Below are 26,508 nucleotides of genomic sequence, written 5' to 3'. Positions count from 1 at the left end.
TCTGCACGGAGCTCGAGTCGCCTTATTTTTTACGAGTTCAAAGATGCAGTCCCACCACAACACGGGCAGATGACGATGAAGACAGAGCTAGGCGCCATTGCGTTAGTCGATGAGCCTGATGAGGACCAGAAACACCAAGATGACTTCCTCGGATCACAAGCGCGGTGTTTGGCCGCTTGGCCACATCTGTCATACGATGGACAAGACCACTGGCATGTCATGACTTCTATCGGCCTTGCCACAGACGCCGAAAAGTGTCCACTCGTCGAGGAGATTTCGGCATCGGGATCACCGCTGAACCATAGATATTTCCTTGCCGTTGAAAATATCGAATTATGGGTCAACAATCAGCTAGCCGGGCTGTGCCGATATCGAAATGTGAGGCCTGAACCGTCTGACGAACCCGATGACGACACCCTTTCATTTTTTGTAACTTTGGACGCCGTTTTCGTTAGGCCACGCTATCATTCGCTTGGCTTTGGCGAAGTCTTGTCCGAAGCGCTCGCAGAACAAATCGTCGCGGGAATACTCACTCACCTGCACAAGCATCGGCCTTTTAAGGGGGGGCTGACTTGACGTTGTTTGCCGATTTTAACTCCGAACAGGGCGAACGCTTTTTTGACAACTTGAGCGATCTTGTGGCAGAGCGAATGGAAGGTATCTCCGAATCACATGGAATCTCCATCGAAATTGAAGTCGACGCGGGATATTAGATTTTTTAGCAACATCCAGTGCCGATGCGCAGCGCATCTTCGTTCAATGCAGGCGTATTGCTGCCGACGCCATTCCACCTAGCCTCCTCAATTAAGCTGTTCCACTTTTTGGCGCCAGCGGGAGATGGGCGGAAAAAATTTCCCGCCCGATAAATTATCATCGTTACAAACGCACCCGTAGCCACATGGGCCGCGTGTTCATGATCGGAGACTCGCCGAGGTGTGACAGGGATGGCAAAATCCGAGACCTCACCCAGTTTGCGTGACTGGTCATCGATCAGAATTAGGGAGGACGTGACTGACTGAGAGTAAAGTACAGATCAGGCAATGTTCAGGCGATGTCAACCGCGAGCCGGGGCAGCCTGCTCGTCAGCGCCGCGCCTTTTCGGACAGCTCCGTGATCCAATCGCGAACAGCGTTTGACTGCTGACGGCGCTTCTTCAAGGCGCTTCGGTCTCACTGTGTTTCCTGGCTTTGGACTTCAATGATATAGCGGATGAAGGCGCCGCTGAGGTGTAAAGCCAATTCCGCGTCCATGTCTCCCGATTTGGGCTTCTGAACTCCGCCATGCCTCACGCCTGGTTCTGCGTTGGCATACGCGTAGAACTTCTCCATGACAGTCACGAGCATTGGGGGAACGGAGCCGTCTTTTTTCATGCGGCTGAGCACGTCCCCCAGCGTTGCAGTTCGATCATGCAGAACCTTGCCCACGCTCTTAAAAGCGCTCACCGATTCCTTGATCGAGTTTTCGCAATCCCGGTGTGTGCCCAATGCATACCGCTTGGCCTTGCCGAAGTGCTCTCGTGCAGCTTCAAATTTATCGAGTTCCGCCTCGACGCCATCCATGCGATCGGCGAGATCCTTGGGCAGCGCAGATTCCAGCTGGCTCTTGCTGTTCAGACGCCATCCCACATTGTGCTTGATGAGTAAGCGTCCGGCCAACTCACCTAGACGATATGATGGATCTGACCCCAGGAAAAGATGGCCAGTGCCCCGGCGCACCCTTTCCCGTTCGATATCCGGCGGTGCGGACGCAGATGGTGAGGTTTAGAAGCGGGGCGTGCCTTTGGACGGGGTGCTCCGCCAGATCTGTTGTTAGTGAATCATCAAGGTGTCGATACGATTAGGTTTGTCGTGCACACCGAACCGATCCACGAGCGTGGTGGTCGCTTCATTCATTCCAATCACATCAACCTGAACACCCTCCCGGCGCAGTTTCAGCACCACCTTGTCGAGTGCCGCCACGGCTGTGATGTCCCAGAAATGAGCATCGCGTAGATCAACGGTGAGGGTATCGAGTTTTTCCTTGAGATCGAACGAATTCGTGAATCGATCCGCAGAACCAAAGAACACTTGGCCTGAGACGAAATAAGTCCGGTGGCTATGCTCGGGGTCATGCTTCGAAATCACGTCCAGGTAGTGCCCGATTTTGTTTGCAAAGAACATAGCGGCCAGTAACGTTCCCGCAATCACACCGAAGGCAAGGTTGTGAGTGGCGACGACCACGACCACGGTAGCGACCATCACAATGTTCGTAGAAAGCGGGTATTCCTTCAAATTGCGAATAGATCCCCAACTGAAGGTACTGATCGATACCATGATCATGACAGCAACGAGGGCAGCCATTGGAATGCGAGCCAGCCAGTCACCCAAGAAAATCATCATGATCAGTAGCGATACGCCTGCGCTCAACGTCGATAGGCGAGTCCGCCCTCCGGACTTCACGTTGATCATTGACTGCCCGATCATTGCACAGCCCGCCATACCGCCAATGAGACTTGTGGCGATGTTAGCGATACCTTGACCTTTGCACTCCCGGTTCTTATCACTGGTAGTGTCTGTCAGGTCGTCCACGATAGTCGCGGTCATCATCGACTCCAGCAGACCAACCACCGCCAACGCAGCAGAGTACGGAAGCACTATCAGAAGGGTTTCGAAGTTCAGCGGTACGCTTGGCCACATGAAAATCGGCAGACTGTCGGGCAGAGAACCCATGTCGCCGACGGTATGAATTTTCAGACCCATGTATATGGAGATCGCTGTAAGGACGATGATGCATACAAGAGGGGACGGGAGCAGCTTGCCAACTACCGGGAGCCGTGGGAACAGATAGATGATTGCCAGCCCTCCTGCGGTCAAGGCGTAAACGGGCCAGGTCACTCCAGTGAGTTCCGGCAGTTGCGCCATGAAGATGAGAATCGCCAAAGCGTTAACGAAACCTGTAACGACTGAGCGTGATACGAAGCGCATCAGCTCACCTAGGCGCAGATAGCCTGCGATGATCTGTAGCACTCCGCACATCAAAGAGGCAGCCAAAAGGTACTGGAGGCCATGATCTTTCACCAGATTTACCATCAGCAGCGCCATGGCACCGGTTGCGGCGGAAATCATTGCGGGACGGCCGCCCATGAAGGCGATTACGGTACATATACAGAAGGATGCATAGAGGCCAACCTTCGGGTCGAGTCCGGCAATGATAGAGAACGCGATGGCCTCGGGAATAAGTGCCAATGCGACAACGAGACCCGCGAGAACATCCGCTCGGACATTTGATAGCCAGGCGGCTTTGATCTTTTCAAGCATGGATTCACCCATAGCAGGCACGGCATGACGCGCAGCGGCGCGCGCTGAGCAATGCAGGTGCATCTGTCTTCAATTGAGTTGTAGGGTAGCGGCGGCCAAAACGTGAGCGCAGCAGAGTTCGACCGCAGCTAGGAGGCGATCAGGGTGTCGCGAGGGGGCGTAGCGCTATGGCGGCGTAGGCAGCCAGTTGGAACGAGGCAAGGTATTTCCTTTGATATGTCGTAAATCGACAGTGGGATAATAACCGCCTGCCGTAGGCTCAGACAACCGTAAGCCGATAGACGACCCCAGTTCTGAACTCGAAGCTCTCCTTCCGCAGCCTGCCCAAAAGATAAACCCGCTCAGGCCGTGCTCCATTTATGAGGCAAAAGCGTTGAGATTTCACTCGCCCTGGGCTGGAAGACGGCGTGAAAACTTCCGTCGGATAGGTGCTGCGCTGTTGAGATCCGGAGCGTAACGTTACGGAAGTCATTCGCGACTGCCGACCAGGTCAGCATGGTTGTTACTCGCCAGATCGGCTTGCAGTTGGTGACCACACTGGAACGCTACCCGCAAACAATGGCATGGAAAGCGCTTCGCGAAGACGATCAGGCCTGATTTTGAGGCGCACCGGATGGAGAAACCGCGTTACGCAGTCCGGCAATCGCTTTCGAGCATAAGAACAAGCTGCCTATGTACAGCGCTTCGAAATATCGATCCCCAAAGAGTTCGGCTCTGGTAATGGTATCGATTAATGGGGATTGGTGACAGGTTGGTAGGGCGAGTATAGAAATTTCGGTGTTCAGATAGCCAAGGCACTGAGAGGTGTCGTACCAACCCGCTGCTATCTGCCGACACATCCGCTTGCAATTCTGTTAGCATTGGCCATCCGCTTCCTATAAAAACCCCTTGCGTGCCTCAATGGCAGGCGAGGTCTTTTCGCTGTCTGAGAAGGTAACTATGACCCTGTCTTCAATACGCAGTAACGTCTTGGCGGGACTCACCTCGTCGTTTGCCCTAGTTCCAGAATGCATCGCTTTCGCGCTCGTGGCCCAACTCAATCCGCTGATGGGACTGTATGGCGCCTTCATCATCTGTACCCTGACCGCGCTGTTTGGCGGTCGACCTGCAATGATCTCTGGGGCAGCCGGGTCGATGGCGGTTGTCATTGTTGCACTGGTAGTTCAGCACGGGGTCGAGTATCTCCTGGCGACCGTGGTGCTTGGCGGATTGATTATGGTGCTATTCGGCCTACTTCGGCTAGGCAAGCTGGTGCGCATGGTGCCCCATCCGGTTATGCTGGGTTTCGTCAATGGGCTGGCGATCATCATCGCCATGGCTCAGTTGGATCACTTCAAGACACCGGATGGGCAATGGCTTCACGGCAACGCGCTAGCAGTTATGCTTGGCCTTGTAGTTTTGACGATGATGATTGTCTACTTGTTGCCCCGCCTAACAAAGGCCGTTCCCGGAGCGCTTGTAGCCATCGTCGGCATCAGCGTTTTGGTGGCGCTCGCAGGCTTGCCGACTCGCACCTTAGCGGACATGGCTACCATCGCCGGCAGTTTGCCGAGCTTTCACTGGCCCTCCGTACCATTCAACATGGACACGCTGAAGATTATCGCGCCTTACGCGACATTGATGGCGATGGTCGGGCTGCTAGAAACGCTGTTGACCTTCAACCTAACCGATGAATTAACCGAAACCCGTGGCCAGCCCAACCGTGAATGCGTCGCCTTGGGCGCTGCTAACGTGGTATCCGGATTGTTCGGCGGAATGGGAGGCTGCGCGATGATCGGCCAAACGGTAATCAACCTCAGCTCTGGAGGCCGAGGCCGACTTTCTGGTGTGGTAAGCGGGGTAATGATCCTGCTGTTCATTCTATTTCTATCGCCCCTGATCGAGCGTATCCCCTTGGCAGCCCTGGCTGGGATCATGTTTGTAGTGGCTCAGCAGACCTTTGCCTGGGGATCATTACGGGTGCTAGGCAAGATTCCTATGAATGACGCGGCGGTGGTGATTGCAGTAACGATCATCACCGTGTTGACTGACTTGGCAACCGCTGTGCTATGCGGGATTGTGATCGCCGCTCTATCGTTTGCGTGGCAGCACTCCAGAGATATGCGCGCCGAAACTGATGAAAGCGTTTCCGGACGTATGGTGTATAGGCCCTATGGCACGCTGTTCTTTGCCTCGACCACGCACTTTCAGGCGCTGTTCGACCCGCAGCGCGACCCCGACACGGTCATCGTCGACTGTCGCTTTCTGCATGTAGTCGACCATTCGGCGATTGCCTCTTTGGAAAGCCTAGCTGCGCGCTACGAGAAGTTTGGCAAACGCTTCGAACTCAGCCACCTTTCCCCTCGCTGTGCGAGCTTGTTAGCCAAGGCAGGCATAAAGACCGCATAATCAGTGGCTATGCCTTAAAGCTCGGCAAGTCCCGGAGTGGCGCTTGCCGCAGTGGCGCATAGTCAGTAGATCTTGTGCCTCTAGGCATCACGTCTTTCGGTTTACGCAGTTCGCCCTAGTCATTATCGGATATCGCTCGAAGACCTGTACCCGTCGGATGTCCTCGTGGGATGGATAGATTGTGCTCTTGCCAATCTGGTAACGAAGCTCGCCTTCAATGCCGGAGTCAAGGGCTTTATCCCCGATGCTATAGCAGCGTTTGTGATTGAGGCATTCAATCCAGCGGCGCTTCTTTGCATTGCTGACTATATGCAGCATCCGCGAAGTCGCCTTGCGTGATTCAGGCAGATACCCACTGATGCGGCAATAGTTGGCCAATCTCACTGGCCCGCTGCGTCGGCAGCCGTATCAGAACATCTTTCAGATAAGCATACGGGTCATGACCATTCAGCCGGGCTGACTGGATGAGGCTCATAATTGCCGCAGCGCGTTTTCCGCTGCGCAGCGACCCAGCGAAGAGCCAATTCTTGCGCCCGAGTGCCCACGGTCTGATCTGGTTCTCGGCCCAGTTGTTGTCAATGGGAACGGTGCCGTCATCAAGGTAGCGCGACAGCGCTGCCCAGCGTTTTAAGCTGTAATCGAGCGCCCTCCTGATAGCCGAACCTTCGGGCACAGCATCACGCTGGGCGATCATCCAGGCATGCAGCCTATCCATTACCGGCGCGGCTTTTTCTTGCCGTGTTCGGCACCTTAAATTCGGCTCCAGGTTGCGCACTTCGCTTTCGATTTCGTACAGCAACTGGATGTAGCGCAGGGCCTGGTCGGCGATCTGGCTCTTGTTGGTGGCGTGTAATTCGAAGAACTTGCGCCGGGCATGGGCCATGCAGCCGATTTCAGTCACGCCGAGTTCGAAACTTGCCTTGTAACCGCCAAAATCGTCGCAGACCAGCTTGCCTTTCCAGCCGTGCAGGAAGTTACGAGCATGCTCACCAGCTCGGCTAGGGCTAAAGTCGCAGACCACAGCAGCTGTTTCGCAGAACTGGCCGGTGGCGTACGCCCAAACATAAGAACGGTGGGTTTTCTTCGAGCCCGGAGCGAGCATTTGTACCGGTGTCTCGTCCGCGTGCACGACCTGTTGCCCGATCACCACGTCACGCAGGGCATCGACCAGGGGCTGCAACTGCACACATGTCATCCCAACCCACTGGGCTAATGTCGAATGCGGAATCGCCAAGCCTGCTCGACCGAAAACCGATTCCTGCCGGTAAAGCGGTAGATGATCAGCAAACTTCGCGATCATGACGTGGGCAAGCAACCCGGCAGTCGGGATGCCCTTGTCGATAATTTGCGCAGGTACCGGCGCCTGGATCAGCGTTTCGCAGTCATCGCACACCCACTTGCCACGAATATGGCGCTCGACGGTAAACACGCCCGGTGTGTAGTCCAACTTCTCGCTGACATCTTCGCCGATGCGCTTGAGGGCACAGCCGCATGGGCAGTGGGTGTTGTCCGGTTCGTGATGGATCAACGTACGCGGAAACTCTGCCGGCAAGGCCGTACGCTTCGGCTTTTGCTTTTGCTCGATCGCAACTGGCGCTATTTGTAACGCTTGAAGCTCGGCCTCAATCGCTGCGATATCGGTATCGATCAGGTCATCGAGCAGGCTCGCCTGCTCAGGGCTCATTTGCTCGCTGCGCTTGGCAAACTTCAAACGCTTAAGCTGTGCGATCTCGTGGGTCAGCTTCTCGATCAGTGTTTGATCGCGGTTGATCTTCTTGCCCATCGCTTCGACCGTCTTGCTCATGGTCTCGACCGTATGCCCCATGGTCTCGACTTGCGACAGCAGTTGCGCAGCGAACACACGCAGTTGGTTGGGGGGCATTTGAGCGAGATCGGACGAAGAAGTCATGGCGTTGATTTTACCAAAGCCCGCCATCCTCTACAGCAAGCCAAGGCATTAATTACGGTTTTTAAAGCAACGTGATTGCAGCGCCAGCGCCAACACGTTGCCAAGGCAGACCGAGTACCAAAGCCTGGAGCTGCTCGGTATTCAGCTGCACTTCGCTGCCTTGTCGAACGCCTGCCCAGTGAAATTTTCCTTGGTTCAATCGACGTGCAGCCAACCAGACGCCAATCCCATCGTGTACCAGCACTTTCATCCGAGTCGAGCGGCGATTGGCAAACAGATAAGCGCAGTGCGGCTTCGCCGCACCGAACACTGCGACCACCCTGGCCAGCGCGGTTTCAGTGCCCGCGCGCATATCCATGGGCTCGGTGGCGAGCCAGATGGCATCGATGCGGATCATTGCAGTAGGTCTCGAAGGAATGCGGCTGCGGATTCCACGGCCATCCGGCCACCCATTCCATGAACATCCGGCCACTGATTCCACGTTGATCCGGCCACCCATTCCACGGCTATCCGGCCGCCCATAAGGCAGGCGGCAACGCAGGATTAATTCACTACCATCGACCTCTTTTATCGAAGCAGAGAGGTCGTCGTGGAGCGGTTATCCATGCGTAAGATTCGAGAAGTGCTACGTCTCAAATTCGAGGTCGGCCTATCTGCCCGCCAAGTTGCTGCCAGCTTGCAAGTAGGTCGAGCCAGCGTCGGTGAATACCTCAATCGCTTTGCTGCCAGCGGCCTGAGCTGGCCGTCGGTGCTGACCGACTCCGAGCTGCAACGGCATCTTTTTCCGCCGCCGCCCGCTGTGCCCAGTGATCAACGTCCGATGCCTGACTGGGCTCATTTCCATGCCGAGTTGCGCCGTCCCGGCGTAACCCTGGCTCTGCTCTGGCAGGAATATCGGCTCGCTCACCCGCAAGGCTTCCAGTACAGCTGGTTCTGCGAGCACTACCGCCTCTGGGCCGCCAAGGTCGATGTGGTGATGCGCCAGGAACACCGTGCTGGCGAAAAGCTCTTCGTCGATTACGCCGGGCAGACCGTGCCGGTCATTGACCGGCGAACCGGCGAGATCCGTCAGGCTCAGATCTTCGTCGCCGTGCTTGGCGCGTCCAGCTACACCTTTGCCGAGGCCACCTGGTCGCAAAAGCTGCCTGACTGGCTAGGCTCGCACGTGCGCTGCTTCGCTTTTCTCGGCGGCACAACGCAGATACTGGTGCCGGATAACCTACGCAGCGGCGTCACCAAAGCTCATCGCTACGAACCCGACATCAACCCCAGCTACCGCGACCTGGCCGAGCATTACGGCGTAGCCGTATTACCCGCTCGCTCGCGCAAGCCAAGGGACAAAGCCAAGGTCGAAGTCGGCGTGCAAGTGGTCGAACGCTGGATCCTGGCGGTGCTGCGCAACCGCCAGTTTTTCTCGCTCGGCGAACTCAATACCGCCATCGCACTGCTGCTGGATCGCGTCAATCACAAGCCCTTCAAAAAGCTGCCCGGCTCCCGCCGGTCAGCCTTCGAGGCCCTCGACCAACCGGCGCTGCACCCGCTGCCGGAACACCCTTACGTCTACGCCGAATGGAAAAAGGTACGCGTCCATATCGACTACCACATCGAGGTCGATGGCCACTTCTACTCGGTGCCGTACCAGCTGGTGAAGCACCAACTCGAAGTACGACTCACCGCCCAGACCGTCGAGTGCTTCCACGCCAACCAGCGCGTGGCCAGCCACTTGCGCTCGCTGCACAAAGGCCGCCACACCACCCAAACCGAGCACATGCCCAAGAGCCACCGCGAACACGCCGAGTGGACACCGCAACGGCTGATCCGCTGGGCAGAGCAGACCGGGCCAAACACCGCTGGCGTCATCGCCTACATCCTCGAACGCCGAATCCACCCTCAGCACGGCTTCCGCGCCTGCCTGGGCATCCTGCGCCTGAGTAAACAGCACGGCGAAGCGCGGCTGGAAGCCGCGTGCCAGCGGGCGCTGGCACTGGGCGCATGCAGCTACAAAAGCCTCGAATCGATCCTGCGCCAAGGGCTGGAACGCCTGCCGCTGGCCCAGCAGAACCTGCCGCTACTGCCCGACGAGCACATCAACCTGCGTGGCCCGGGCTACTACCACTGACCTGAAAAAGGAGCTTCGAAATGCTACCGAACCCGACCCTGGACAAGCTACAAACCCTGCGCCTGCACGGCATGATCAAGTCGCTGGGCGAGCAACACGCAACGCCCGATATCAATGATCTGAGCTTCGATGAACGCCTCGGCCTGATGGTCGACCGTGAGGTGACCGAGCGCGAAGACGCCCGCCTGACCACTCGCCTCAAAGCGGCGCGGTTGCGCCACAACGCCTGCCTGGAAGACATCGACTACCGCAGCCCGCGTGGCCTGGACAAGGCCATGATCCTGCAGCTGGGCAGTGGCCAGTGGCTGCGTGATGGCCTGAACTTGATCATCGGCGGGCCAACTGGCGTAGGCAAAACCTGGCTCGCCTGCGCGCTGGCCCACAAGGCCTGCCGCGACGGCTACAGCGTGCGCTACCTGCGCCTGCCGCGCTTGATGGAGGAACTAGGCCTGGCCCACGGCGACGGCCGCTTCGCCAAACTGATGGCCGGTTACGCCAAGACCGACCTGCTGATCTTGGACGATTGGGGCTTGGCGCCGTTTACCGCCGCGCAACGGCGCGACATGCTTGAGCTGCTGGACGACCGCTACGGCAACCGCTCGACACTGGTCACCAGCCAGATGCCGGTGGACAAATGGCATGCGCTGATCGGTGATCCGACCTTGGGCGACGCGATCCTCGACCGGCTGGTGCACAACGCTTATCGGATCGAACTGAAGGGCGAGTCGATGCGCAGACGCGCGACGAAATTGACGACGGCAGGGACTTCAGACTAACAATGCGAACCTGCGTCGCTGCGCTCCGACTGCCTGGCCGGATGAGCGTGGAATAGGTGGCCGGATGTTGGCGGGCTGGGTGGCCGGATGGCGTGGAATGCGCAAATGCGGCGCAGGCAGCAGCACTTGCAGTAGGCCAGTTCACTTTGACGGTGCCGCGCGGGTGCAGAATTTCAACGCTGATATTCGCTGAGGATACTGGCACCGTTGTCTGTATAGGCAGCGGGATGAAGGCGGGTTGAAGCGCCGTACTTCTCTGCGCCTGCATCCGAATCCATTTGTGGACGAGGTTTGCGTTGAGGCTATGGCTGAGGGCTACGCTGGCGATTGAGGCGCCGGGTTGGACACACTCTTGGATGACCCGGGCCTTGAAGGACTTGGAATACGAACGGCGTGTTGGCTGCATGAAATACCCGTTTAAAAGGCTAGAACTGATGTCCACCTAAATTTAAGTGCACACCATGTCCTGTCCTATCGGGGTTGGGTAGATGACTTGGCCGGACGCATACGCATGAAGAAGGATATAGGGTGCTTGAACTGGGCTCGTTCACCTGTCTTTCATGGGGTTCATTCAGGAAGCCCCTAGTAACCCTAAACTCGCGACTATCATCGTGCTTCTAGTGCGCCTGGGTACTCCTGAGTCGCCACGATGGCTGAACAGCAAGCGACGGGTTGCCGAAGGCAAAGCCTTGGCCGCGGAGTATGTGAGGTCACGGATAGAATCCGTGCGCGCATTCGCCATTCGCCATTCGCCATTGGTCAGCGGTATGAGCTAACCCCTGGCGTTTGTCGGAGTACATGCGAAGCAGAAAATATGAGTCACCCTGTGGCAAACCGCTCTGGTGAATCGACCGCTTGATCTCGATCAGGAAACCGATAACCTCAGACGATCTGCATCGATCTTTCTTGGGCTTATGCCGTATCCCTGAGCGGTCTAGCGGTAGCTAACTCATCCGAGTTGGTACTTTGCGAGAATCAGCATCCCTAGCAGCGCGGACGGCTGACTCACCCCATGTGCTTTCTGAAAGTTTTCAGCCAGCAGATCGTCGATGTCTTTCTTCACCAACCGCAACCTGCCGATGGCGAGCGCTGCAGCGAATTCCAGGCCGGCATCGCCATACTCTTCGTTGCAGCGAATGAACACCTTCGATAGGAATTCTCGCATGAGCCTGCTCAATTCAGGGCTGGCAGAGTAATCCAGCTCTGAAGGAAGACTCGCCCTCAGCAAGCACGCCTGGAGAATCGAATCATTGAATCGCAAGAAGCATTCGGGGCCGAGTACCACAGATTCATAGCCGTTAGGGCAAAGTCGCAAACTGGGGTTTTCATGCTCACGAGCGTACTGAAGTACCGCCGATAGGGTTAGGTACACGGTGCTCTGGCTTACGCGCTCGTACCCTGTGGAGATATCAGAATCTTTTTTGAAGAACAGAAAACCCTCTGACAGCTTGAGAGGCGCTGCTCGCGGCGAGCGCATCAGCGCCTGGCGGGCCGCCTCGATTTCGTCAATGGCCAAATCTACTGATTGAGTCACGACAGTGGGGGTGATCCCACCCCCAGGGTCTAGCTCATGCATGGTAAGCGTCTGTGCCAGCGAGCCCATTGCGGTGAGCTGAGACCAAAAGCTTTGCTCCATGTCCTCCCCAATCGGCATGTTGATCCAGTTGGAAAAGCCGTACAGGCGATCCGTTGGATTTCGTGCCAGGAAAATTTCCAGCTGCTTCCACGCGCTGGCGCTCTGCGGGATCCCGATTGGCGTTAGGTACTGTCTGGGTATATTGCTCAAGATGCGCGTACGCAGATCCCGGCTGATTTCCCTGAGCACGCCTCCATCTCGCGAGACTGCTGACACCACTACCACTCCGGTTACATCGCTGCAGTCGGTTGCGAGGAGATCTGCAGACGTGATCAGTCGCATCGGCCTATCACTTTCACGCTTCTCTCTGAGCTTTTCGACGACTGCCTGCGCCAATCGCAACGAGTTGTCGTCGGCAGCGTGGATGACGAGGTTGGTCGCGATGGGGAATCGCCAGCTAATCTCATCATCCAGCCATTCAATGAAATCAGGGTTTTCGAAAACGTGCTGAGGGTCGAGCTGGATCAGTTTGGAGCGGCCACCATCAACACGAGAATTCAAGGGCGGAATTGTGAACCCGAAATGCTCGTGGATTGTGTCCAGTGTGTCCGGAGCATGCTTCGTGCCGATAACGACAGCTCTAGGCGGTTTAGCCTTGGAGGAGAAGTTTTCCCCAATAATTTCGATCAGCGTTCCCTCTTTTTCACCGAGCTCGGGCAGGCTCAGCCCCATCGCATTTAGCGAGACCAAGACATCACCGTCGCGGCTTTGCTTGGTGACGTCCACCATCGTCAGGATGCAATCATCGGAGAACCAGCGCTCCCGCATTTTTGCAGCCATCCGTCCCGTAGTGGAGGCGGATACGACGCAGAAGTAAGGAAAGCTTGGAGGGATGAGCTTCTCTAGTTCATCGTATGAGTGAAAACTGTGGATCTCCGCATCGCCACCACACAGGCTCAGTGCATTTTTCACAAACGCGTAAATACCCATGGTGTCGATGTAGATTTTTTTGGCGACGCGCAGGCGCGAGCTGTGCCTGTGGGCAATGCAGTAACCCACCACAAACAGCTCAGCCTCACCGCTGGCGATATCCCTAGCCTGAATAAATACGCGGTTTTTGGTGCCTGAAGGGTGCTTGAAAATATGGCCAGACGGTGCTTTGTGAATGGCATTGTTACGCTGGAGTAGCGAAAAAACACCGCGCTCGAGCAAGTCGTTTGCCGAAAACTGGAAATTCTCTGCACCGTCCCCAAGCGAGTGCATTGTGAAGCCGGCGCCTTGCCACTCGTTGAACACGTATTGACGTACGAAATCTATCTGACGCTTCTCACCGCGCTTAAGCATTGTGGTGCGCTGTGGGCTGTCAGTTGCCCATGCCTGCTGGAATGCCCGAAGCTGGTTGCTGTTGCCGAAGATATAAACGCAATCCGGGAGGTTGGCTTCGCGTTTGAGCGCAAAATCAACGTCGTCATAGACATCGCTAGGGCTAAGGTCGCACCGGTTGTAGCAAAGGCTCAAAACCTCAACCGAGCCTTGAACAGCGCAGTGTTTCACATGCCGCCATGAGTAGAATCTTTCCATTACTCTGCCCTCAATGGCACGAGGATAGACACAACCGCGCCTTCTACCGGGGCGAGAGGCTGGGGAACCCAGTCCTCAAAGTCGAAATGATTGCGCTCGGTATCACCTTTGGTGAACACGTTGAAGACCGACAAGCGACCTGACCTTATCCTGATCAACCCTCCGATCTTGCTCAACTCGTTAAGAACAAGTGGCAAACCCTCGCCTGCAGCATCCTGGGGTTTCGATGAAACAGTGTGTTGAAGACATCGAAGCAGAGCGTGCTTTTCCTCCTCAATTGTCATTTCGGTAACCAATTTGCCGGTGTACCGACTGACAAGCCCAGGGCCCGAATCGAAATAACTGATCTCAAAAACGCGCAGGCTTGTAAGCCCGGATTCTGTCTCGCCTGCTTCGGTAGCCCAGTAGCCTTTCAGCTTGTCGTTCCCCGAAAAGTCTTCGGCAAATAGCTCTTCACTCAGACGTGTCCATCCCAAGATCAGGCCTTCAACGTGCGACAGATATTCAGTGCCTTCATGATCGGTGACAGCGTGGTCTTGGGTATTCTGAAGAAGCTCGCTTGAAAACGATCCCAAGGCATCAATAAGGGATTCAGGCACGCTTTCACGGCTTTGCTGGTTTACGAAGGCAACGAGTTCGGCCATCGAGTCCCGCATTTCCCTCTGTTTCTTGGCCACCTGGGCGGAGGCGAACAGTGGCCGAAGATATTGGACTTTGGAGGCTGCAACACAGATGAGATCCAACGATCTGCCGCGAATGACATCGCGGAAATTTCCAGCATCGGTGTTCTGCATTTTTTCCGCCGCAGCTGTCAGCACATCACGCCGATCAAGCACCTGGTCGCCCAGGCGAATGCCTCGCGTTAGGCGCGCACCCGCGATGCCTGGTGAGTAACTGCAAACGGCGTTTTTGGCGTCCTCAGGGGATGCATTCTGATGAATGTCTAAATACCCATCCTTGAGCCGATGCCGAGCCAGCGTAACGACCATCTGCAGTCTCGAAGCGTCGTAGCTCGGGCTATGACGACCTTTGAAAAAGTCCAGAGGAAAAACAAACCTGTCATCCTGGGGCTGGCTGTCCATCTGGCTGATAGCGCGTTCGATGTCAGCCAGGCTGCGGCATTTACCTACATGAATTGTGGCCAACGAATCACCTCGGTGACGGAATCATTTTTTGGGCGTGTAGCCTGCTAGAAGGTCTCTGATCCGTGGTTCCGGCTTCCAGTACGCAGGGCCTTTCAGGAATTTTCCATTCTCGTCGTAAATAGGCTTTCCGTCAGCACCCAGCTTGCTTTCGTTGCTATCCATGATGACGTCCAAGACCTCTTCCAGCGGAAGTCCGTATTTCATGGCCTCAGAGCGGCAGTACACGATCACATCCCCCAAGAGGTCGGCCAACGCGACCTGTATGTCCAGAGGATTTGCTCCTTCCTTGATGCTCGCGACAATCTCATCGATCTCGTGAACCTCATCCAGCAGTGTCTTCTTGAACTTCAACAGACGCTCGTCGGTACCCTCGAAGAGGTGCGGCGAGTCGTGGACGGGCAGCTTGTACATCTCATTCATCGACTGGATTCGATCTCGGAACGTCTTCGCCATCCTATTTCTCCTGCAGCAGGTCGTTGGGGTTGCGACTGACACTACGCTTTTTTTTGGCGACAAAGCAAACCTCTAGCCTGGCCTCTCTAGCTGAGTATGTAATACCCGTCATCGCATTTGCGAACCCCGGCTCGCTTCTCCGGGGCCAACCCCTCCTGGATGATGTAATACAGGTCACGGAACACGGGGGAGGTAGCGGCGATGTAGCTATGCCCAAGCCCGAACAGCTCGCCGGCGACGGCTGTGACATCGACCGTCGACAGCCCTGTCATGACAATGGGGGGATTGGCATCTCCTGCCCTGGGCAGTGATTTGACAGCCCTGGAGACTTTGATGGCCCTATCGTCGCGCGAGGCGTACAGCGTTACCTGATCATAATGGCCAAACGCCTTGGCAATTTGCTTGAAACGCCCCGTATCTACATCGGGAGCAGCCAGGACTATCTGGCTGATCGGCGTTTCTCCCTCCACATGCGTCCAGTTCTCAAGCACGGCAAGCAGAGCTCGATTCCCCATGCTGTGCGCGATGATATGGAGCCGCCTCAGGCCGAGGTTTTGGGTGATGGTGTGCAGGAACTCGCGAAGGTGTGCCACCGACCAGTCAATAGTTGCTTCGTCTGTTGGGTAGCTCAGAACCCTGCCGCAAGACGCCCACGAGTAACAGAATTTGCGCCCGGCAAACTTCAGGTCATGGCAGAGCTGACTGGTGCGCCAAAGCGCCTCATCAAAGGTGACATTAAAGCCATGTATGAAGAGCAGGCCATCAGCGTCGGTCATCTCCGCTGACTCAATCCAGTCCTGTAGGGTGCGGATGCTAAGTTTGTGGATGACGATATGCAGGTTGGGGTTTTCAGCCGTTGCGAAGAGCCTGAACTTTTTTTTCGGGCGCTCGATGCTTCCTTCGCTATGAACGTGAGGGATCGAAACCTCTGCGACGCCATAGGTGATGCCGGCTTCGTTTCGCGCGTCGCCAAACTCAGATTTTAGGTGGCTGGAGATATGGTTCCTGTCCGTCCCAAAAAAGACGCTATGGGTCGTCGCGTTCGGCGCAGTCACTCCAAATCCCTGCGATGTGAACGGAGCCGGGTGGATCTGGCTCAAAGGTTTCACACGGATGTCTGGAGTTTCTGGGCCTGCAGTCGGTCGACCGGCTTTGGGTTCGGAGTGGTAGCTGTCAGCGGTGTCGATGCCCAAGCTGCCTACCATCTCAGATGGCAATGTGATGGAGTCCCTCACCACCTGTTTGAAGCTGTGGGTTCTGGCGTAGCTGGAAAACTGAGCTTCTGACATGCTGTTCAGCAGAAGCAGCAGCTCGTCAGACTGAGGGCTCAGTCTGAGATCCTGCAGATGTGCTAACAGACGCTCTAGAACCATCATGCTGGATGTTTTTAAGCTGAAAACAAGCGTGTTCTGAAACTCGTCGGCAGGTGCGTTTTGCCAGATACGATAGACCCCAATAGAGCTCACAATCCTATCAGTGGCTCTAGCGGAATGAATGTTTAGCCACAATATTGCGGCTGCGAGTTTCAGATCCTCTCGTGTCCTCATTTCGTTCCCTGACAATCCTGTTCTATTCGCCATCGACCGCACAGCTGGGTTTGAGCTTGGCGCATTGGCATGATGGCGAATTGTACACTGCCTGACCGGTGCTCGATCCAGCCAATATATGCGTGAGCCGTTGCGAGAGTCGGTTGCCTGTCCGTGTCCGGTATTGGCTTTGGTCTGGACGACAGGCTAGGTATCAGTGTGAAACGTATACGGCACCTGGCTTATGGCGCGTTCTCCGACCTCAAATCTCGACTCAGCTCGTTGCGCGTTGACGGGCCTCCAGTTGTGCCTGATTGCGTGCTTGAACCTGTGCAGCAAGGACGGTCTCAATTTGTGTGTAAAGCTGCGCTTCTTCATTGTCCCGATCGGCGACAGTCACCACGAGTGCGTACTGTTCCTTGTCCAGAACATCGGGGTGATTCCAGTCTCTGTCTGATCGGGTGACAACGACGAACCACTTTTCTTTGGGGTTGCGTTGTTTGAACGTCCACCTTGAGGATTGAACAGTGCCTTTACTACGCAACTGCGCCGAGATGTCACGATTTCCGGTCATGTCATCGTTGCGAGTCGCTTCGTCCTTCTGGTAGGCGTGATTGAAGGACTTCTGCACCGCTTCCAGGGAATCCCCTTTTACCAGTCGATAGCTGATCTGAGTGGCGACGTACTCGATCCGTGTTGTTCGAACAGCCGGCGTGTAAGCCAAGGTGATGCTGAGCTCTCGCTGCCCGCGTGACGCGCGAAGGAATGAGGGAGGAAGAGGGAGTTCATAGAATTGGCTGGAATCGCGCTCAATGGCTTCTTCACACATCAGCACGACGCAATGGTCGGAAGATCGGAAAAGATCGTTGTCGCTGATTTGGCCATATCCACCTACGTCTCGGGCGATTTCGCGCTGCCAAGTCGCCTTGTCTTTGTGGTAAGCCTTCTTCATTTCGTCAGTGAAGGTTGATTCAACTTCCGCCGGGAAATAAGCGTGATTGACAAGCATCGCTCGAAGTAAATTTGCCGACGCCTCGGGGTATTCGTTCAGCAAGCGCCCTGCCAAATGCGTGACGTATGGGGCCGAAAAGCTCGTTCCGCTGATTTCCTTGAAGACGGTGTTGCCCTGAAACGCATTATTGAGCGTGAGTACGCCAAGTCCTCTTGTGCTGGGATCCCATTGCTCCCCATCGCGCCGCATCGGACTGGCGAGATTGCCGCCAGCTGCTACCAGCTCAGGTTTGAGTGCGCCTTTCACAGAGGGGCCGTGCCGTGTAAAAGGGGATGGCTGTGATTCGCTAGCCGGCGAAAGCTGATGGATGTCGGGATATTTCTGGCTATCCACGGTGGCGTTATGGCGAGCAACGCTCCCCACCGTCAACACGTTCAGCGCCGGGGCTGGATCGATGATCACGCTTTGCGGGTTCAGGAGATACTCCGGGTACTCTTCTCGCCAGCTATTCACGGGAACGGGCGGATTCATTGATCCGCGAAAGTTTCCGGTCGACACCACGAACAGAACGTTATGTTTGCGTGCAAGAACATCGAGGATGTACGCCAGTCCTCGGACATGCATACCGTCGTAGGGCGCGTTTGAATTACCTAGCGACAGGTTGAAAATTCTGCAGCCTAGGTCAATGAAATGTTCGATGGCATTGGTGAGCGTTGTTTCGACCGAGTGTTCATCAAACACTGCCTCGTCTGAGTGCTCACACTTGCGCATCACTTTGGCGTTGAACAGCCAAAATGCGGGATGCCAGTAGTTGCTCTGATCGCAAGCTTCAACGTCGCCATACAGCACGATTCCTGCCACCGCTGTACCGTGGCCCGCCTCATCAAATTCATCCTGACCACGAACAAACGAGTGGCTCTCACCGATAGCGGAGCGCAGCAGCGGATGGTTGGTGTTGATGCCGCTGTCCAAGATGCATACTCGGGCAGCATCTGCGTGCGGTGCGAGAATGTTGAGCGGAAGCTCAGCAATATCACGGTTCAGTTGGGGAAAGTTGATACCGGTCTGAGGAATGAGGTCTACCAGGCGGACGTCGCGATGATCCAACAACTGATCGGCCTGTTCCTGGTTAACCTCCACCCGATACATGAGGAGGCTGTCCAGGTTGATGCGATCAATTTGGCTCGCGCCGATACTAGCCAGCCAGGCTTCAAAATTGATGTGGGTTCTGAGCCGGACAGGATGGTTGGCAGTGTGATACGGCCAGAGCTCCACATCCAGACTGAATGTCTGCGTTTGAGGCATTCCTTTGTTCTGAAGTGCCCAACTCATCCGATCCTCGGCAGACCAGCTGTCAATGCCTTCAATCGCGGTCAGCACCTGTTTGTAGGTGAGGCTTTCGCCTGAAACCCCCAACTTGTTCAGATGCTCCTGGAATTTAGCGAGCCCTTCTTCGGTAGCGAAGACAACGCATAATTCCTTGCCCTCATGGCTTACAAATTCTAGGCCATGAATGTTGAGGTGCTTGAAGTTCAATGCCCCCTCATAGCGGATCTTCAAGATATAGGTGGCGCTGTCTTTGGAGGCGTTCTGCTTTTGGACTTCAGCTTTGGCGGTCGCGAAATAGCCATTGAGCTTCTGCCCATGGCCTCTGAGGTCATCAATCTTTCGCGGGGGAGGCGCTTGTCTCGTGCGACGAGCATTATTAAGCTGCTCACGATTGATCGTGAGGTGTTGGTAGGTAGCCAATTACATCATCCCTGATTTCAGGTGGTTAATGTTTTCGAAGTCCTTCGCGAACAAGAGCGCTGCGCAGTTCTTTGATAGTAAGGAATTCTTGGCCCCTCAAAATCATTCTTTTAACGGCCCTGCGAACCACACGCTCTAGGTCGGCCCCGCTTTTCCCTTCAAACTCTGCGAGTAGCTCGTCGTCGTCCAATTCAAACTGCCGCCGAATGCCCCTCAGTTTGAGCTTAAGTAACAGCGTCAATTGTGCGCGGTTCGGGAGCGGGAACTCGATCGCCTCGTCAAAGCGACGCCAGATGGCCGAGTCCAGGATGTTCTCATGGTTGGTCGCAGCAAGGATCAAGCTTTTGCCGTCATAGGCATCCATCATCTGCAACACCGCATTGACTACACGGCGAAGCTCGCCGTGCTCCGCGCTGTCGCCGCGTTCCTTACCAATGGCATCGAACTCATCGAAAAGTACGACCAGCGAATGGTCGGCAATGAATTCAAAGACTTTGCGCAGGTTGGCAGCGGTCTCGCCCAAAAACGACGAAACGAGCGCGTCCAGGCGAACAATCGCCAGTGGTCTATCCAGTTCAAAAGCCACCACTTCGGCTGCGAGCGTTTTACCGCAACCAGGAGGGCCGAAGAAGATGACCTTACCCGAAGGCCTCATACCGTAGCTGCGCAGGATGTCCGAACGACGATGCTCCTCCAGCATTTCTTCAACCATTGCAGAGCTGGTTTCTGGGAGGATGATTTCTTCCAGCGAACGCTTGGGAGGACGAATGTCGAGCAGAGGAAGCCCGCGCTCTTTATCCGTAGGAATATCGAACTCAAACTTTGGTTTTCTGGGGGAAGACTGCTTGTGCAGGTCTCCGCCGTAGAGAATCTGTTCCAGATCGTTAGCAAGCAGGTGATGCTGCTTCTGGCGCTCTTCTTCAATAATCGCTTCGGATGCGAGGCGAAACGCCGCTGGATCACCTAGGGTGCCAGCTTTGAAGAGTTGCCTGAGGATTTTTCCGTTAGCCATTTTTTGTTTCCTGCAGTAGAGAGTTTTCTGAGCCGTTGGCTCATGAAACTAATCCCTGATCAAAATTGATCTCAGCAGTAATGCGCTAACAGGATAGACAGGTCTGAGCGAACATCATCGTGGACTCCATTCCAAATACAACGTTTAAGGTAGCACCGCTAACCTACTGATGAACTTCTGAATGTCACCCTTTATTGTTGAAAATAGGGTATCGAAATGGTGGCATTTTGTCCAGTACACGAAGCTAGGCTGGTGTCATTTTGCTATCGCTAGGTCTGGCGGCTTAGCTGTGCATTCAGGCGGTGCCCATTTGGCGCTTGTCAGAACGAAAATGCTGGGGCGTCCGTGGGGTAACTAGGGCTTCACGAGCGGCTGCACGCCGTGTGCGTTGCATCTTGCTCCCTTTCTGAATATGCATACGAGGATTCCGTCGCAGGCATGTCCCCGACGAACGGTCGCCGCCTGTACCAACTTGACTTTCGAAGGGCGGGGATTCGCAGCGCAGGGGCGTTTGTGGTGAGCTATCAGCCGGGGCGGTATTAGGGGCAATGGGTTCGCCGCAATTGATCTGCCCACATCGGTGGATGTGAATTAGCGTGTTCCTGGTGTGTGAATCGGTGATCCGGCCCCCGGTCTGCCTATATATGGAAGGTTCATCCGCTGCGCAGCCAGCTCATCACATCGATCAAGATTTTCAGCTTGCGATAGAAGTTGTCCGCGTCAATCAGGAAACCCAGTTCCTTGCGAAGCTGCGCTATCTCGCTCATCAAGGCCTTGTGCGTATCGGTACACCTAGCCTGCGGCAACCATCTCCTGATCAACCTCGCACAGCCGACGATGCCAGGTTTCATTAGATCACTGCAGACCCACGTCTGGTGTGATGTAGATACGCTATTCCATTACCTCAGCAAAGTACTTGCACCCACTGGCGTTGATTCCAGAGCAAGCTAGGACATACGTAGGGGGGCCGTTAGAACGGAGGAAAATCTAGGTGGGGCAAAAAGTGGGGGCAAAAACGTGAGAGGGGAGGAAAGCTTGGGCATAAAAAAATCCAAGAACCGCTAAGCTCTTGGATTTCTTTAGAATAAATGGTCGGGACGGAGTGATTCGAACACTCGACCCCTTGCACCCCATGCTAGTGCGCTACCGGACTGCGCTACGCCCCGACTAGGCGTGTTACTGGGTTCGCTTCGCAACGAAGCGATCAGGAATATACCGCAAGCTTTTGAAATGTGGAAGTATTTTAAAAGCCGGAATTACTTCTTCAAAACCACCAGCACATCTTCGAGTTCGGAGATCATCTGGCGGATCATTTGCTTGTATTGGGTGGTGTCGTCTTTGGCTTCATCACCGGACATACGCTGGCGCGCGCCGCTGATGGTGAACCCCTGGTCGTACAGCAACGCACGGATCTGTCGGATCATCAGCACATCCTGGCGCTGATAATACCGACGGTTCCCGGTGCGTTTGACGGGGTTGAGTTGAGGAAACTCCTGCTCCCAATAGCGCAGCACGTGCGGCTTTACCGCACAAAGCTCGCTGACTTCACCAATGGTGAAGTAGCGTTTGCCTGGGATGACGGGCAGTTCGTCGTTATGACTTGGTTCCAGCATAAGCCTCAACTCGGGCCTTCAACTTCTGCCCTGGACGAAAGGTGACCACACGGCGAGCCGTGATCGGGATTTCTTCTCCCGTTTTTGGATTGCGGCCAGGCCGCTGGCGTTTGTCCCGCAGGTCAAAATTGCCGAAACCGGACAATTTGACCTGTTCGTTGTCTTCAAGTGCGTGCCTGATTTCTTCAAAGAACAGCTCGACCAATTCCTTGGCCTCGCGCTTGTTCAGGCCCAGCTCTTCATACAGACGTTCCGCCATCTCAGCTTTCGTCAAAGCCCCCATACGTCACTTCCTTAACGTGGCGTTCAACCTTTGTTCGAGCGAGGTGAGGATATTTTGCGTCGTCGTATTCACCTCATCGTCATTAAGAGTGCGCGATGGATGCTGCCAGGTCAAGCCAACTGCAAGGCTTTTTCTATGCGGATCAATGCCTTTACCCTGATAGACGTCAAATAGCCTGAGGTCTGTCAGCCATTCCCCTGCATTTTCACGGATTACGTCCAGAACAGCACTGGCCGCAACACCTTGATCGGCAATCAGCGCCAGATCACGTCGTACTTCAGGGAAACGCGACAACTCGCTGAATTTAGGCATTTTGCCCGAGGCCACTTCAGCCAAGACTAGCTCAAAAACGAAGACTGGACGGTCCAGCCCCAAGGTTTTCGACAGTTCCGGGTGAATCGCGCCAACGAAGCCCACCAGGCGACCTTCACGTTCGATACGGGCGGTCTGGCCCGGGTGCAACGCCGGGTGTTTGCCAGGGGTGAAAGTGAAGGCATCCAGCGCACCGGCAAAGCCCAGCACCGCTTCCACATCGGCCTTGACGTCGAAGAAGTCGACGGTGTCGCGACCTTGTGCCCAGCCTTCCGGCAGACGGCTGCCGCAAACCACACCAGCCAGCATCGGCTCTTGTTTCAGGCCATCCAGCTGACCGACGAAACGCAGGCCGCTTTCGAACATGCGCACGCGGTCTTGCTGACGGTTCAGGTTGTGGGAAAGCGCCTTAACCAGACCCGGCCACAGCGACGAGCGCATGGCGGCCATGTCGTTGGAGATCGGGTTAGCCAGCAACAGCGGCTCGACACCCGGGTTGAACAGTTCGAATTGCTTTGGATCGATGAAGCTGTAGGTCACCGCTTCCTGATAACCACGGGCAACCAGCAGGCGACGCAGTTCCGGCAGGTGTGCACGGGCTTCGGCTTTCGGCTGCGGCGCCAGGCGCGCTTGCGGGTAACGAACCGGCAGGCGGTTGTAGCCGTACAGGCGGGCCAGTTCTTCGATCAGGTCGACTTCCAGGCTGATATCGAAGCGATGGCTTGGCACTTCTACGTGCCACTGCCCTGCTTCACCGGCCGAGATGCCGAGGCCGAGTGCCGACAGCAGGCGCTCGATTTCAACCGGCTCGATCACCAGGCCGAGCATTTGCTCAACGGCCTTGGCGCGCAGGATGATCGGTGCAACCGACGGCAGGTGCTGTTCGCTGACGGTTTCGATGATCGGGCCGGCTTCGCCGCCAGTGATTTCCAGCAGCAGGCCAGTGGCGCGCTCCATGGCTTCACGGGCCAGCTGCCAGTCCACGCCACGCTCGTAGCGGTGCGAGGCGTCGGTGTGCAGGCCATAGGAACGGGCCTTGCCAGCGATGGCGATCTGATCGAAGAAAGCGCTTTCGAGAAAGATGTCGCGAGTGGTTGCGGACACGCCACTGTGCTCACCCCCCATCACGCCGGCAATCGCCAGGGCGCGGGAATGGTCAGCGATCACCAGGGTGTCGGCACGCAGGCTGACTTCCTGGCCGTCGAGCAGTACCAGCTTCTCGCCTTCTTCGGCCATGCGCACGCGGATGCCGCCGTTGATTTCGGCGAGGTCGAAGGCGTGCAGCGGTTGGCCCAGTTCCAGCATCACGTAGTTGGTGATGTCGACGGCAGCGTCGATGCTGCGCACTTCGGAACGGCGCAGGCGCTCAACCATCCACAGCGGGGTTGGCTTGGACAGGTCGACGTTACGGATCACGCGACCCAGGTAACGTGGGCAGGCATTGGGGGCCAGCACTTCGATCGAACGCACTTCGTCGTGCACGGCAGGTACCGCTGCAACCACCGGGCGGGTCACGGTCGCGGCGTACAGTGCGCCGACTTCACGCGCCAGGCCCGCCAGCGACAGGCAGTCGCCACGGTTCGGGGTCAGGTCGACCTCGATGCTGGCGTCTTCCAGTTCCAGGTAGACACGGATGTCCTGGCCCACTGGCGCATCGGCCGGCAGTTCCATCAGGCCATCGTTGCCTTCACCGACCTGCAGTTCCGCCTGGGAGCACAGCATGCCGTTGGACTCGACGCCACGCAGCTTGGCCTTCTTGATCTTGAAGTCGCCTGGCAGCTCGGCACCGATCATGGCGAACGGAATTTTCAGGCCCGGGCGCACGTTTGGCGCTCCGCACACGACCTGGAAGGTTTCCGCGCCGTTGCTGACCTGGCACACACGCAACTTGTCAGCGTCCGGGTGTTGCTCGGTGCTCAGCACCTCACCCACAACCACACCACTGAAAACACCGGCGGCCGGCGTAACGCTATCGACCTCAAGGCCGGCCATCGACAGACGAGCAACCAGCTCGTCGCGACTTACCTGCGGGCTTACCCAGCCACGCAGCCATTGTTCACTGAATTTCATCCTGCTCTCCTAAAGATCCGTTACGACTAGCGAAATTGCGCGAGGAACCGCAAGTCGTTGTCGAAGAACAGACGCAAGTCGTTCACGCCGTAACGCAGCATGGCCAGACGCTCAACGCCCATGCCGAAGGCAAAGCCCGAGAATTCTTCCGGGTCGATCCCGGACATGCGCAGCACGTTGGGGTGAACCATGCCGCAACCCATCACTTCCAGCCAGCCGGTCTGTTTGCAGACGCGGCAGCCTTTACCGCTGCACATCACGCATTCCATATCGACTTCAGCGGATGGCTCGGTGAACGGGAAGAATGAAGGACGGAAACGTACCGCCAGCTCCTTCTCGAAGAACACCCGCAGGAACTCTTCGATGGTGCCTTTGAGGTCGGCGAAGTTGATGTCGCGATCAACCAGCAGGCCTTCGACCTGGTGGAACATCGGCGAGTGGGTGATATCGGAGTCGCTGCGATACACACGGCCTGGGCAGACGATGCGGATCGGCGGCTTCTGCGATTCCATGGTGCGGACCTGTACCGGCGAGGTATGGGTGCGCAGCAGCATGTTCGCGTTGAAATAGAAGGTGTCATGCATCGACCGGGCCGGGTGGTGGCCTGGGATGTTGAGCGCCTCGAAGTTGTGATAGTCGTCTTCGACCTCAGGGCCTTCGGCAATGCCGTAGCCGATGTGGGTGAAGAACTGCTCGATACGTTCCAGAGTCCGGGTAATCGGATGCAGGCCGCCCGAGGTCTGGCCACGGCCAGGCAGGGTCACGTCAATGGATTCGGCGGCGAGCTTGGCCGCAAGATCAGCCTCCTCGAGCGACGCCTTGCGCGCATTGAGAACCTCTGTAACACGCTCCTTGGCCACGTTGATCAGCGCACCGACTTGCGGACGCTCTTCAGCCGGCAAATTCCCCAGGGTCTTCATCACCTGAGTCAATTCACCCTTTTTGCCAAGGTAGTGAACCCGGATTTGCTCCAGGGCATTGATATCTTCTGCGCTTTGCACAGCCTCTAGTGCTTGAGAGACCAGCGCATCCAGGTTTTCCATGTACAGACTCCAGATACAAAATAGGGGAAGAGCTTGAAGGCTCTTCCCCTATTTAAGACGTTTAACACCGTGGGCCGCGGAAGCGACCCAGGGTGACTGTCGGGGGTACTTAAGCCAAGGTGGCTTTAGCTTTCTCGACAATCGCAGCAAACGCCGCTTTTTCGTTCACTGCCAGATCAGCCAGAACCTTACGGTCGATCTCGATGGACGCTTTTTTCAGGCCAGCGATGAAACGGCTGTAGGACAGACCGTTAACACGTGCACCAGCGTTGATACGAGCGATCCACAGAGCGCGGAACTGACGTTTTTTCTGACGACGGTCACGGTAGGCGTATTGGCCAGCCTTGATAACCGCTTGCTTGGCAACACGGAATACGCGTGAACGCGCGCCGTAGTAGCCTTTAGCAAGTTTCAGAATTTTCTTGTGGCGCTTACGCGCCATGACGCCACGCTTTACACGAGCCATGAGTTACTTCCTCTATTCTTGACTAAAATTAACGAAGGCGCAGCATGCGCTCGACTTTTGCCACGTCAGACGGATGCAGCAAGCTGCTACCGCGCAGTTGACGCTTACGCTTGGTCGACATTTTAGTCAGGATGTGGCTCTTGAAAGCGTGCTTGTGCTTGATACCGTTAGCAGTTTTCAGAAACCGCTTAGCAGCACCACTTTTAGTTTTCATCTTTGGCATGTTCGGTACTCCGCAT

At 56.0% G+C, this 26,508-nt stretch carries 21 protein-coding genes, 1 tRNA gene and 1 pseudogene; 4 read left to right on the top strand and 19 right to left on the bottom strand.

Going from position 1 to position 26,508, the window contains the following annotated elements; genetic code table 11:
• Positions 1–75 precede the first annotated feature (75 nt).
• On the top strand, positions 76–576 hold the full coding sequence (locus V6607_RS11120; protein ID WP_338743794.1) for a hypothetical protein: 501 nt from the start codon (positions 76–78) through the stop codon (positions 574–576).
• A 593-nt stretch (positions 577–1,169) separates the two neighbouring features.
• On the opposite strand, the gene V6607_RS11115 is transcribed toward V6607_RS11120, so the two are convergent.
• Both V6607_RS11115 and V6607_RS11110 read right to left on the bottom strand, forming a co-directional pair.
• Positions 1,170–1,655: a hypothetical protein gene (locus V6607_RS11115; protein WP_338743793.1), complete on the bottom strand. Its 486-nt coding sequence runs from the start codon at positions 1,653–1,655 to the stop codon at positions 1,170–1,172.
• 153 nt (positions 1,656–1,808) lie between these two features.
• Positions 1,809–3,296 (bottom strand): SulP family inorganic anion transporter, encoded by a 1,488-nt coding sequence (locus tag V6607_RS11110; RefSeq protein WP_338743792.1) that lies wholly within the window; start codon positions 3,294–3,296, stop codon positions 1,809–1,811.
• Positions 3,297–4,235: 939 nt separating this feature from the next.
• Between V6607_RS11110 and V6607_RS11105 the strand changes: the two genes are divergently transcribed.
• Positions 4,236–5,684, top strand: a complete 1,449-nt coding sequence (locus V6607_RS11105; protein WP_338743791.1) for a SulP family inorganic anion transporter — start codon at positions 4,236–4,238, stop codon at positions 5,682–5,684.
• A gap of 340 nt (positions 5,685–6,024) precedes the next feature.
• Here the strand turns inward: V6607_RS11105 and V6607_RS11100 are convergent, their stop codons facing one another.
• Complete coding sequence (locus V6607_RS11100; RefSeq protein ID WP_338743790.1) at positions 6,025–7,593, bottom strand: IS66 family transposase; 1,569 nt, start codon at positions 7,591–7,593, stop codon at positions 6,025–6,027.
• 61 nt (positions 7,594–7,654) lie between these two features.
• Positions 7,655–7,990, bottom strand: a complete 336-nt coding sequence (tnpB, locus tag V6607_RS11095) for an IS66 family insertion sequence element accessory protein TnpB (protein ID WP_338743789.1) — start codon at positions 7,988–7,990, stop codon at positions 7,655–7,657.
• A 207-nt stretch (positions 7,991–8,197) separates the two neighbouring features.
• Between tnpB and istA the strand changes: the two genes are divergently transcribed.
• Complete coding sequence (istA, locus tag V6607_RS11090; RefSeq protein ID WP_338741807.1) at positions 8,198–9,712, top strand: IS21 family transposase; 1,515 nt, start codon at positions 8,198–8,200, stop codon at positions 9,710–9,712.
• 20 nt (positions 9,713–9,732) lie between these two features.
• Entirely contained in the window at positions 9,733–10,488 is a 756-nt protein-coding gene (istB, locus tag V6607_RS11085) for an IS21-like element ISPsy14 family helper ATPase IstB (RefSeq protein ID WP_027976742.1), read from the top strand.
• A gap of 268 nt (positions 10,489–10,756) precedes the next feature.
• Here istB and V6607_RS11080 read toward each other — a convergent pair.
• The 15 genes and pseudogenes from V6607_RS11080 to rpmI all read right to left on the bottom strand — a co-directional run.
• A pseudogene (locus V6607_RS11080) lies at positions 10,757–10,894 on the bottom strand (transposase); the annotation flags it as partial.
• 543 nt (positions 10,895–11,437) lie between these two features.
• On the bottom strand, positions 11,438–13,645 hold the full coding sequence (locus V6607_RS11075) for a hypothetical protein (RefSeq protein WP_338743788.1): 2,208 nt from the start codon (positions 13,643–13,645) through the stop codon (positions 11,438–11,440).
• Positions 13,645–14,790, bottom strand: a complete 1,146-nt coding sequence (locus V6607_RS11070) for a hypothetical protein (protein ID WP_338743787.1) — start codon at positions 14,788–14,790, stop codon at positions 13,645–13,647. The genes V6607_RS11075 and V6607_RS11070 overlap by 1 nt, the downstream gene beginning before the upstream one ends.
• A 21-nt stretch (positions 14,791–14,811) precedes the next feature.
• Positions 14,812–15,243 (bottom strand): pyrophosphatase, encoded by a 432-nt coding sequence (locus V6607_RS11065; RefSeq protein ID WP_338743786.1) that lies wholly within the window; start codon positions 15,241–15,243, stop codon positions 14,812–14,814.
• Between the two features lie 86 nt (positions 15,244–15,329).
• A complete protein-coding gene (locus tag V6607_RS11060; RefSeq protein WP_338743785.1) occupies positions 15,330–16,709 on the bottom strand; it encodes an alpha/beta fold hydrolase in 1,380 nt (459 codons plus the stop codon).
• Between the two features lie 334 nt (positions 16,710–17,043).
• Positions 17,044–19,470: a S8 family peptidase gene (locus V6607_RS11055; protein WP_338743784.1), complete on the bottom strand. Its 2,427-nt coding sequence runs from the start codon at positions 19,468–19,470 to the stop codon at positions 17,044–17,046.
• 25 nt (positions 19,471–19,495) lie between these two features.
• The gene (locus V6607_RS11050; RefSeq protein ID WP_338743783.1) at positions 19,496–20,482 is read right to left on the bottom strand and encodes an ATP-binding protein; all 987 of its coding nucleotides are present in this window, start codon (positions 20,480–20,482) and stop codon (positions 19,496–19,498) included.
• 653 nt (positions 20,483–21,135) lie between these two features.
• Complete coding sequence (locus V6607_RS11045; RefSeq protein ID WP_338743782.1) at positions 21,136–21,333, bottom strand: hypothetical protein; 198 nt, start codon at positions 21,331–21,333, stop codon at positions 21,136–21,138.
• A gap of 238 nt (positions 21,334–21,571) precedes the next feature.
• A tRNA-Pro gene (locus V6607_RS11040) sits at positions 21,572–21,648 on the bottom strand.
• A gap of 90 nt (positions 21,649–21,738) precedes the next feature.
• Complete coding sequence (locus V6607_RS11035; protein WP_003219935.1) at positions 21,739–22,095, bottom strand: MerR family transcriptional regulator; 357 nt, start codon at positions 22,093–22,095, stop codon at positions 21,739–21,741.
• The gene (gene ihfA / locus V6607_RS11030; RefSeq protein WP_002553164.1) at positions 22,076–22,378 is read right to left on the bottom strand and encodes an integration host factor subunit alpha; all 303 of its coding nucleotides are present in this window, start codon (positions 22,376–22,378) and stop codon (positions 22,076–22,078) included. Before ihfA ends, V6607_RS11035 begins: the two co-directional genes overlap by 20 nt.
• 3 nt (positions 22,379–22,381) lie before the next feature.
• On the bottom strand, positions 22,382–24,760 hold the full coding sequence (gene pheT, locus V6607_RS11025) for a phenylalanine--tRNA ligase subunit beta (RefSeq protein ID WP_003219937.1): 2,379 nt from the start codon (positions 24,758–24,760) through the stop codon (positions 22,382–22,384).
• 26 nt (positions 24,761–24,786) lie between these two features.
• A complete protein-coding gene (gene pheS / locus V6607_RS11020; protein ID WP_003219939.1) occupies positions 24,787–25,803 on the bottom strand; it encodes a phenylalanine--tRNA ligase subunit alpha in 1,017 nt (338 codons plus the stop codon).
• Positions 25,804–25,912: 109 nt separating this feature from the next.
• On the bottom strand, positions 25,913–26,269 hold the full coding sequence (gene rplT / locus V6607_RS11015; protein WP_003219940.1) for a 50S ribosomal protein L20: 357 nt from the start codon (positions 26,267–26,269) through the stop codon (positions 25,913–25,915).
• Positions 26,270–26,297: 28 nt separating this feature from the next.
• A complete protein-coding gene (rpmI, locus tag V6607_RS11010; protein WP_002553160.1) occupies positions 26,298–26,492 on the bottom strand; it encodes a 50S ribosomal protein L35 in 195 nt (64 codons plus the stop codon).
• Between the last annotated feature and the right edge of the window lie 16 nt (positions 26,493–26,508).

It is taken from the genome of Pseudomonas sp. KK18, assembly GCF_037094675.1.
Taxonomy (GTDB): domain Bacteria; phylum Pseudomonadota; class Gammaproteobacteria; order Pseudomonadales; family Pseudomonadaceae; genus Aquipseudomonas.
Note: the sequence above shows the minus strand (reverse complement) of the source record. Positions and strands in the feature narration are given on the sequence as shown.

What these genes read in the sequence shown, in the direction of transcription:
- istB (WP_027976742.1), top strand. Translation starts at nt 9,733, where the DNA reads ATGCTACCGAACCCGACCCTGGACAAGCTACAAACCCTGCGCCTGCAC.
- rpmI (WP_002553160.1), bottom strand. Translation starts at nt 26,492, where the DNA reads ATGCCAAAGATGAAAACTAAAAGTGGTGCTGCTAAGCGGTTTCTGAAA.
- V6607_RS11075 (WP_338743788.1), bottom strand. Translation starts at nt 13,645, where the DNA reads ATGGAAAGATTCTACTCATGGCGGCATGTGAAACACTGCGCTGTTCAA.
- V6607_RS11110 (WP_338743792.1), bottom strand. Translation starts at nt 3,296, where the DNA reads ATGCTTGAAAAGATCAAAGCCGCCTGGCTATCAAATGTCCGAGCGGAT.
- pheT (WP_003219937.1), bottom strand. Translation starts at nt 24,760, where the DNA reads ATGAAATTCAGTGAACAATGGCTGCGTGGCTGGGTAAGCCCGCAGGTA.
- tnpB (WP_338743789.1), bottom strand. Translation starts at nt 7,990, where the DNA reads ATGATCCGCATCGATGCCATCTGGCTCGCCACCGAGCCCATGGATATG.
- V6607_RS11065 (WP_338743786.1), bottom strand. Translation starts at nt 15,243, where the DNA reads ATGGCGAAGACGTTCCGAGATCGAATCCAGTCGATGAATGAGATGTAC.
- V6607_RS11120 (WP_338743794.1), top strand. Translation starts at nt 76, where the DNA reads ATGAAGACAGAGCTAGGCGCCATTGCGTTAGTCGATGAGCCTGATGAG.
- V6607_RS11045 (WP_338743782.1), bottom strand. Translation starts at nt 21,333, where the DNA reads ATGAAACCTGGCATCGTCGGCTGTGCGAGGTTGATCAGGAGATGGTTG.
- istA (WP_338741807.1), top strand. Translation starts at nt 8,198, where the DNA reads ATGCGTAAGATTCGAGAAGTGCTACGTCTCAAATTCGAGGTCGGCCTA.
- pheS (WP_003219939.1), bottom strand. Translation starts at nt 25,803, where the DNA reads ATGGAAAACCTGGATGCGCTGGTCTCTCAAGCACTAGAGGCTGTGCAA.
- V6607_RS11105 (WP_338743791.1), top strand. Translation starts at nt 4,236, where the DNA reads ATGACCCTGTCTTCAATACGCAGTAACGTCTTGGCGGGACTCACCTCG.
- V6607_RS11035 (WP_003219935.1), bottom strand. Translation starts at nt 22,095, where the DNA reads ATGCTGGAACCAAGTCATAACGACGAACTGCCCGTCATCCCAGGCAAA.
- ihfA (WP_002553164.1), bottom strand. Translation starts at nt 22,378, where the DNA reads ATGGGGGCTTTGACGAAAGCTGAGATGGCGGAACGTCTGTATGAAGAG.
- V6607_RS11100 (WP_338743790.1), bottom strand. Translation starts at nt 7,593, where the DNA reads ATGACTTCTTCGTCCGATCTCGCTCAAATGCCCCCCAACCAACTGCGT.
- rplT (WP_003219940.1), bottom strand. Translation starts at nt 26,269, where the DNA reads ATGGCTCGTGTAAAGCGTGGCGTCATGGCGCGTAAGCGCCACAAGAAA.
- V6607_RS11050 (WP_338743783.1), bottom strand. Translation starts at nt 20,482, where the DNA reads ATGGCTAACGGAAAAATCCTCAGGCAACTCTTCAAAGCTGGCACCCTA.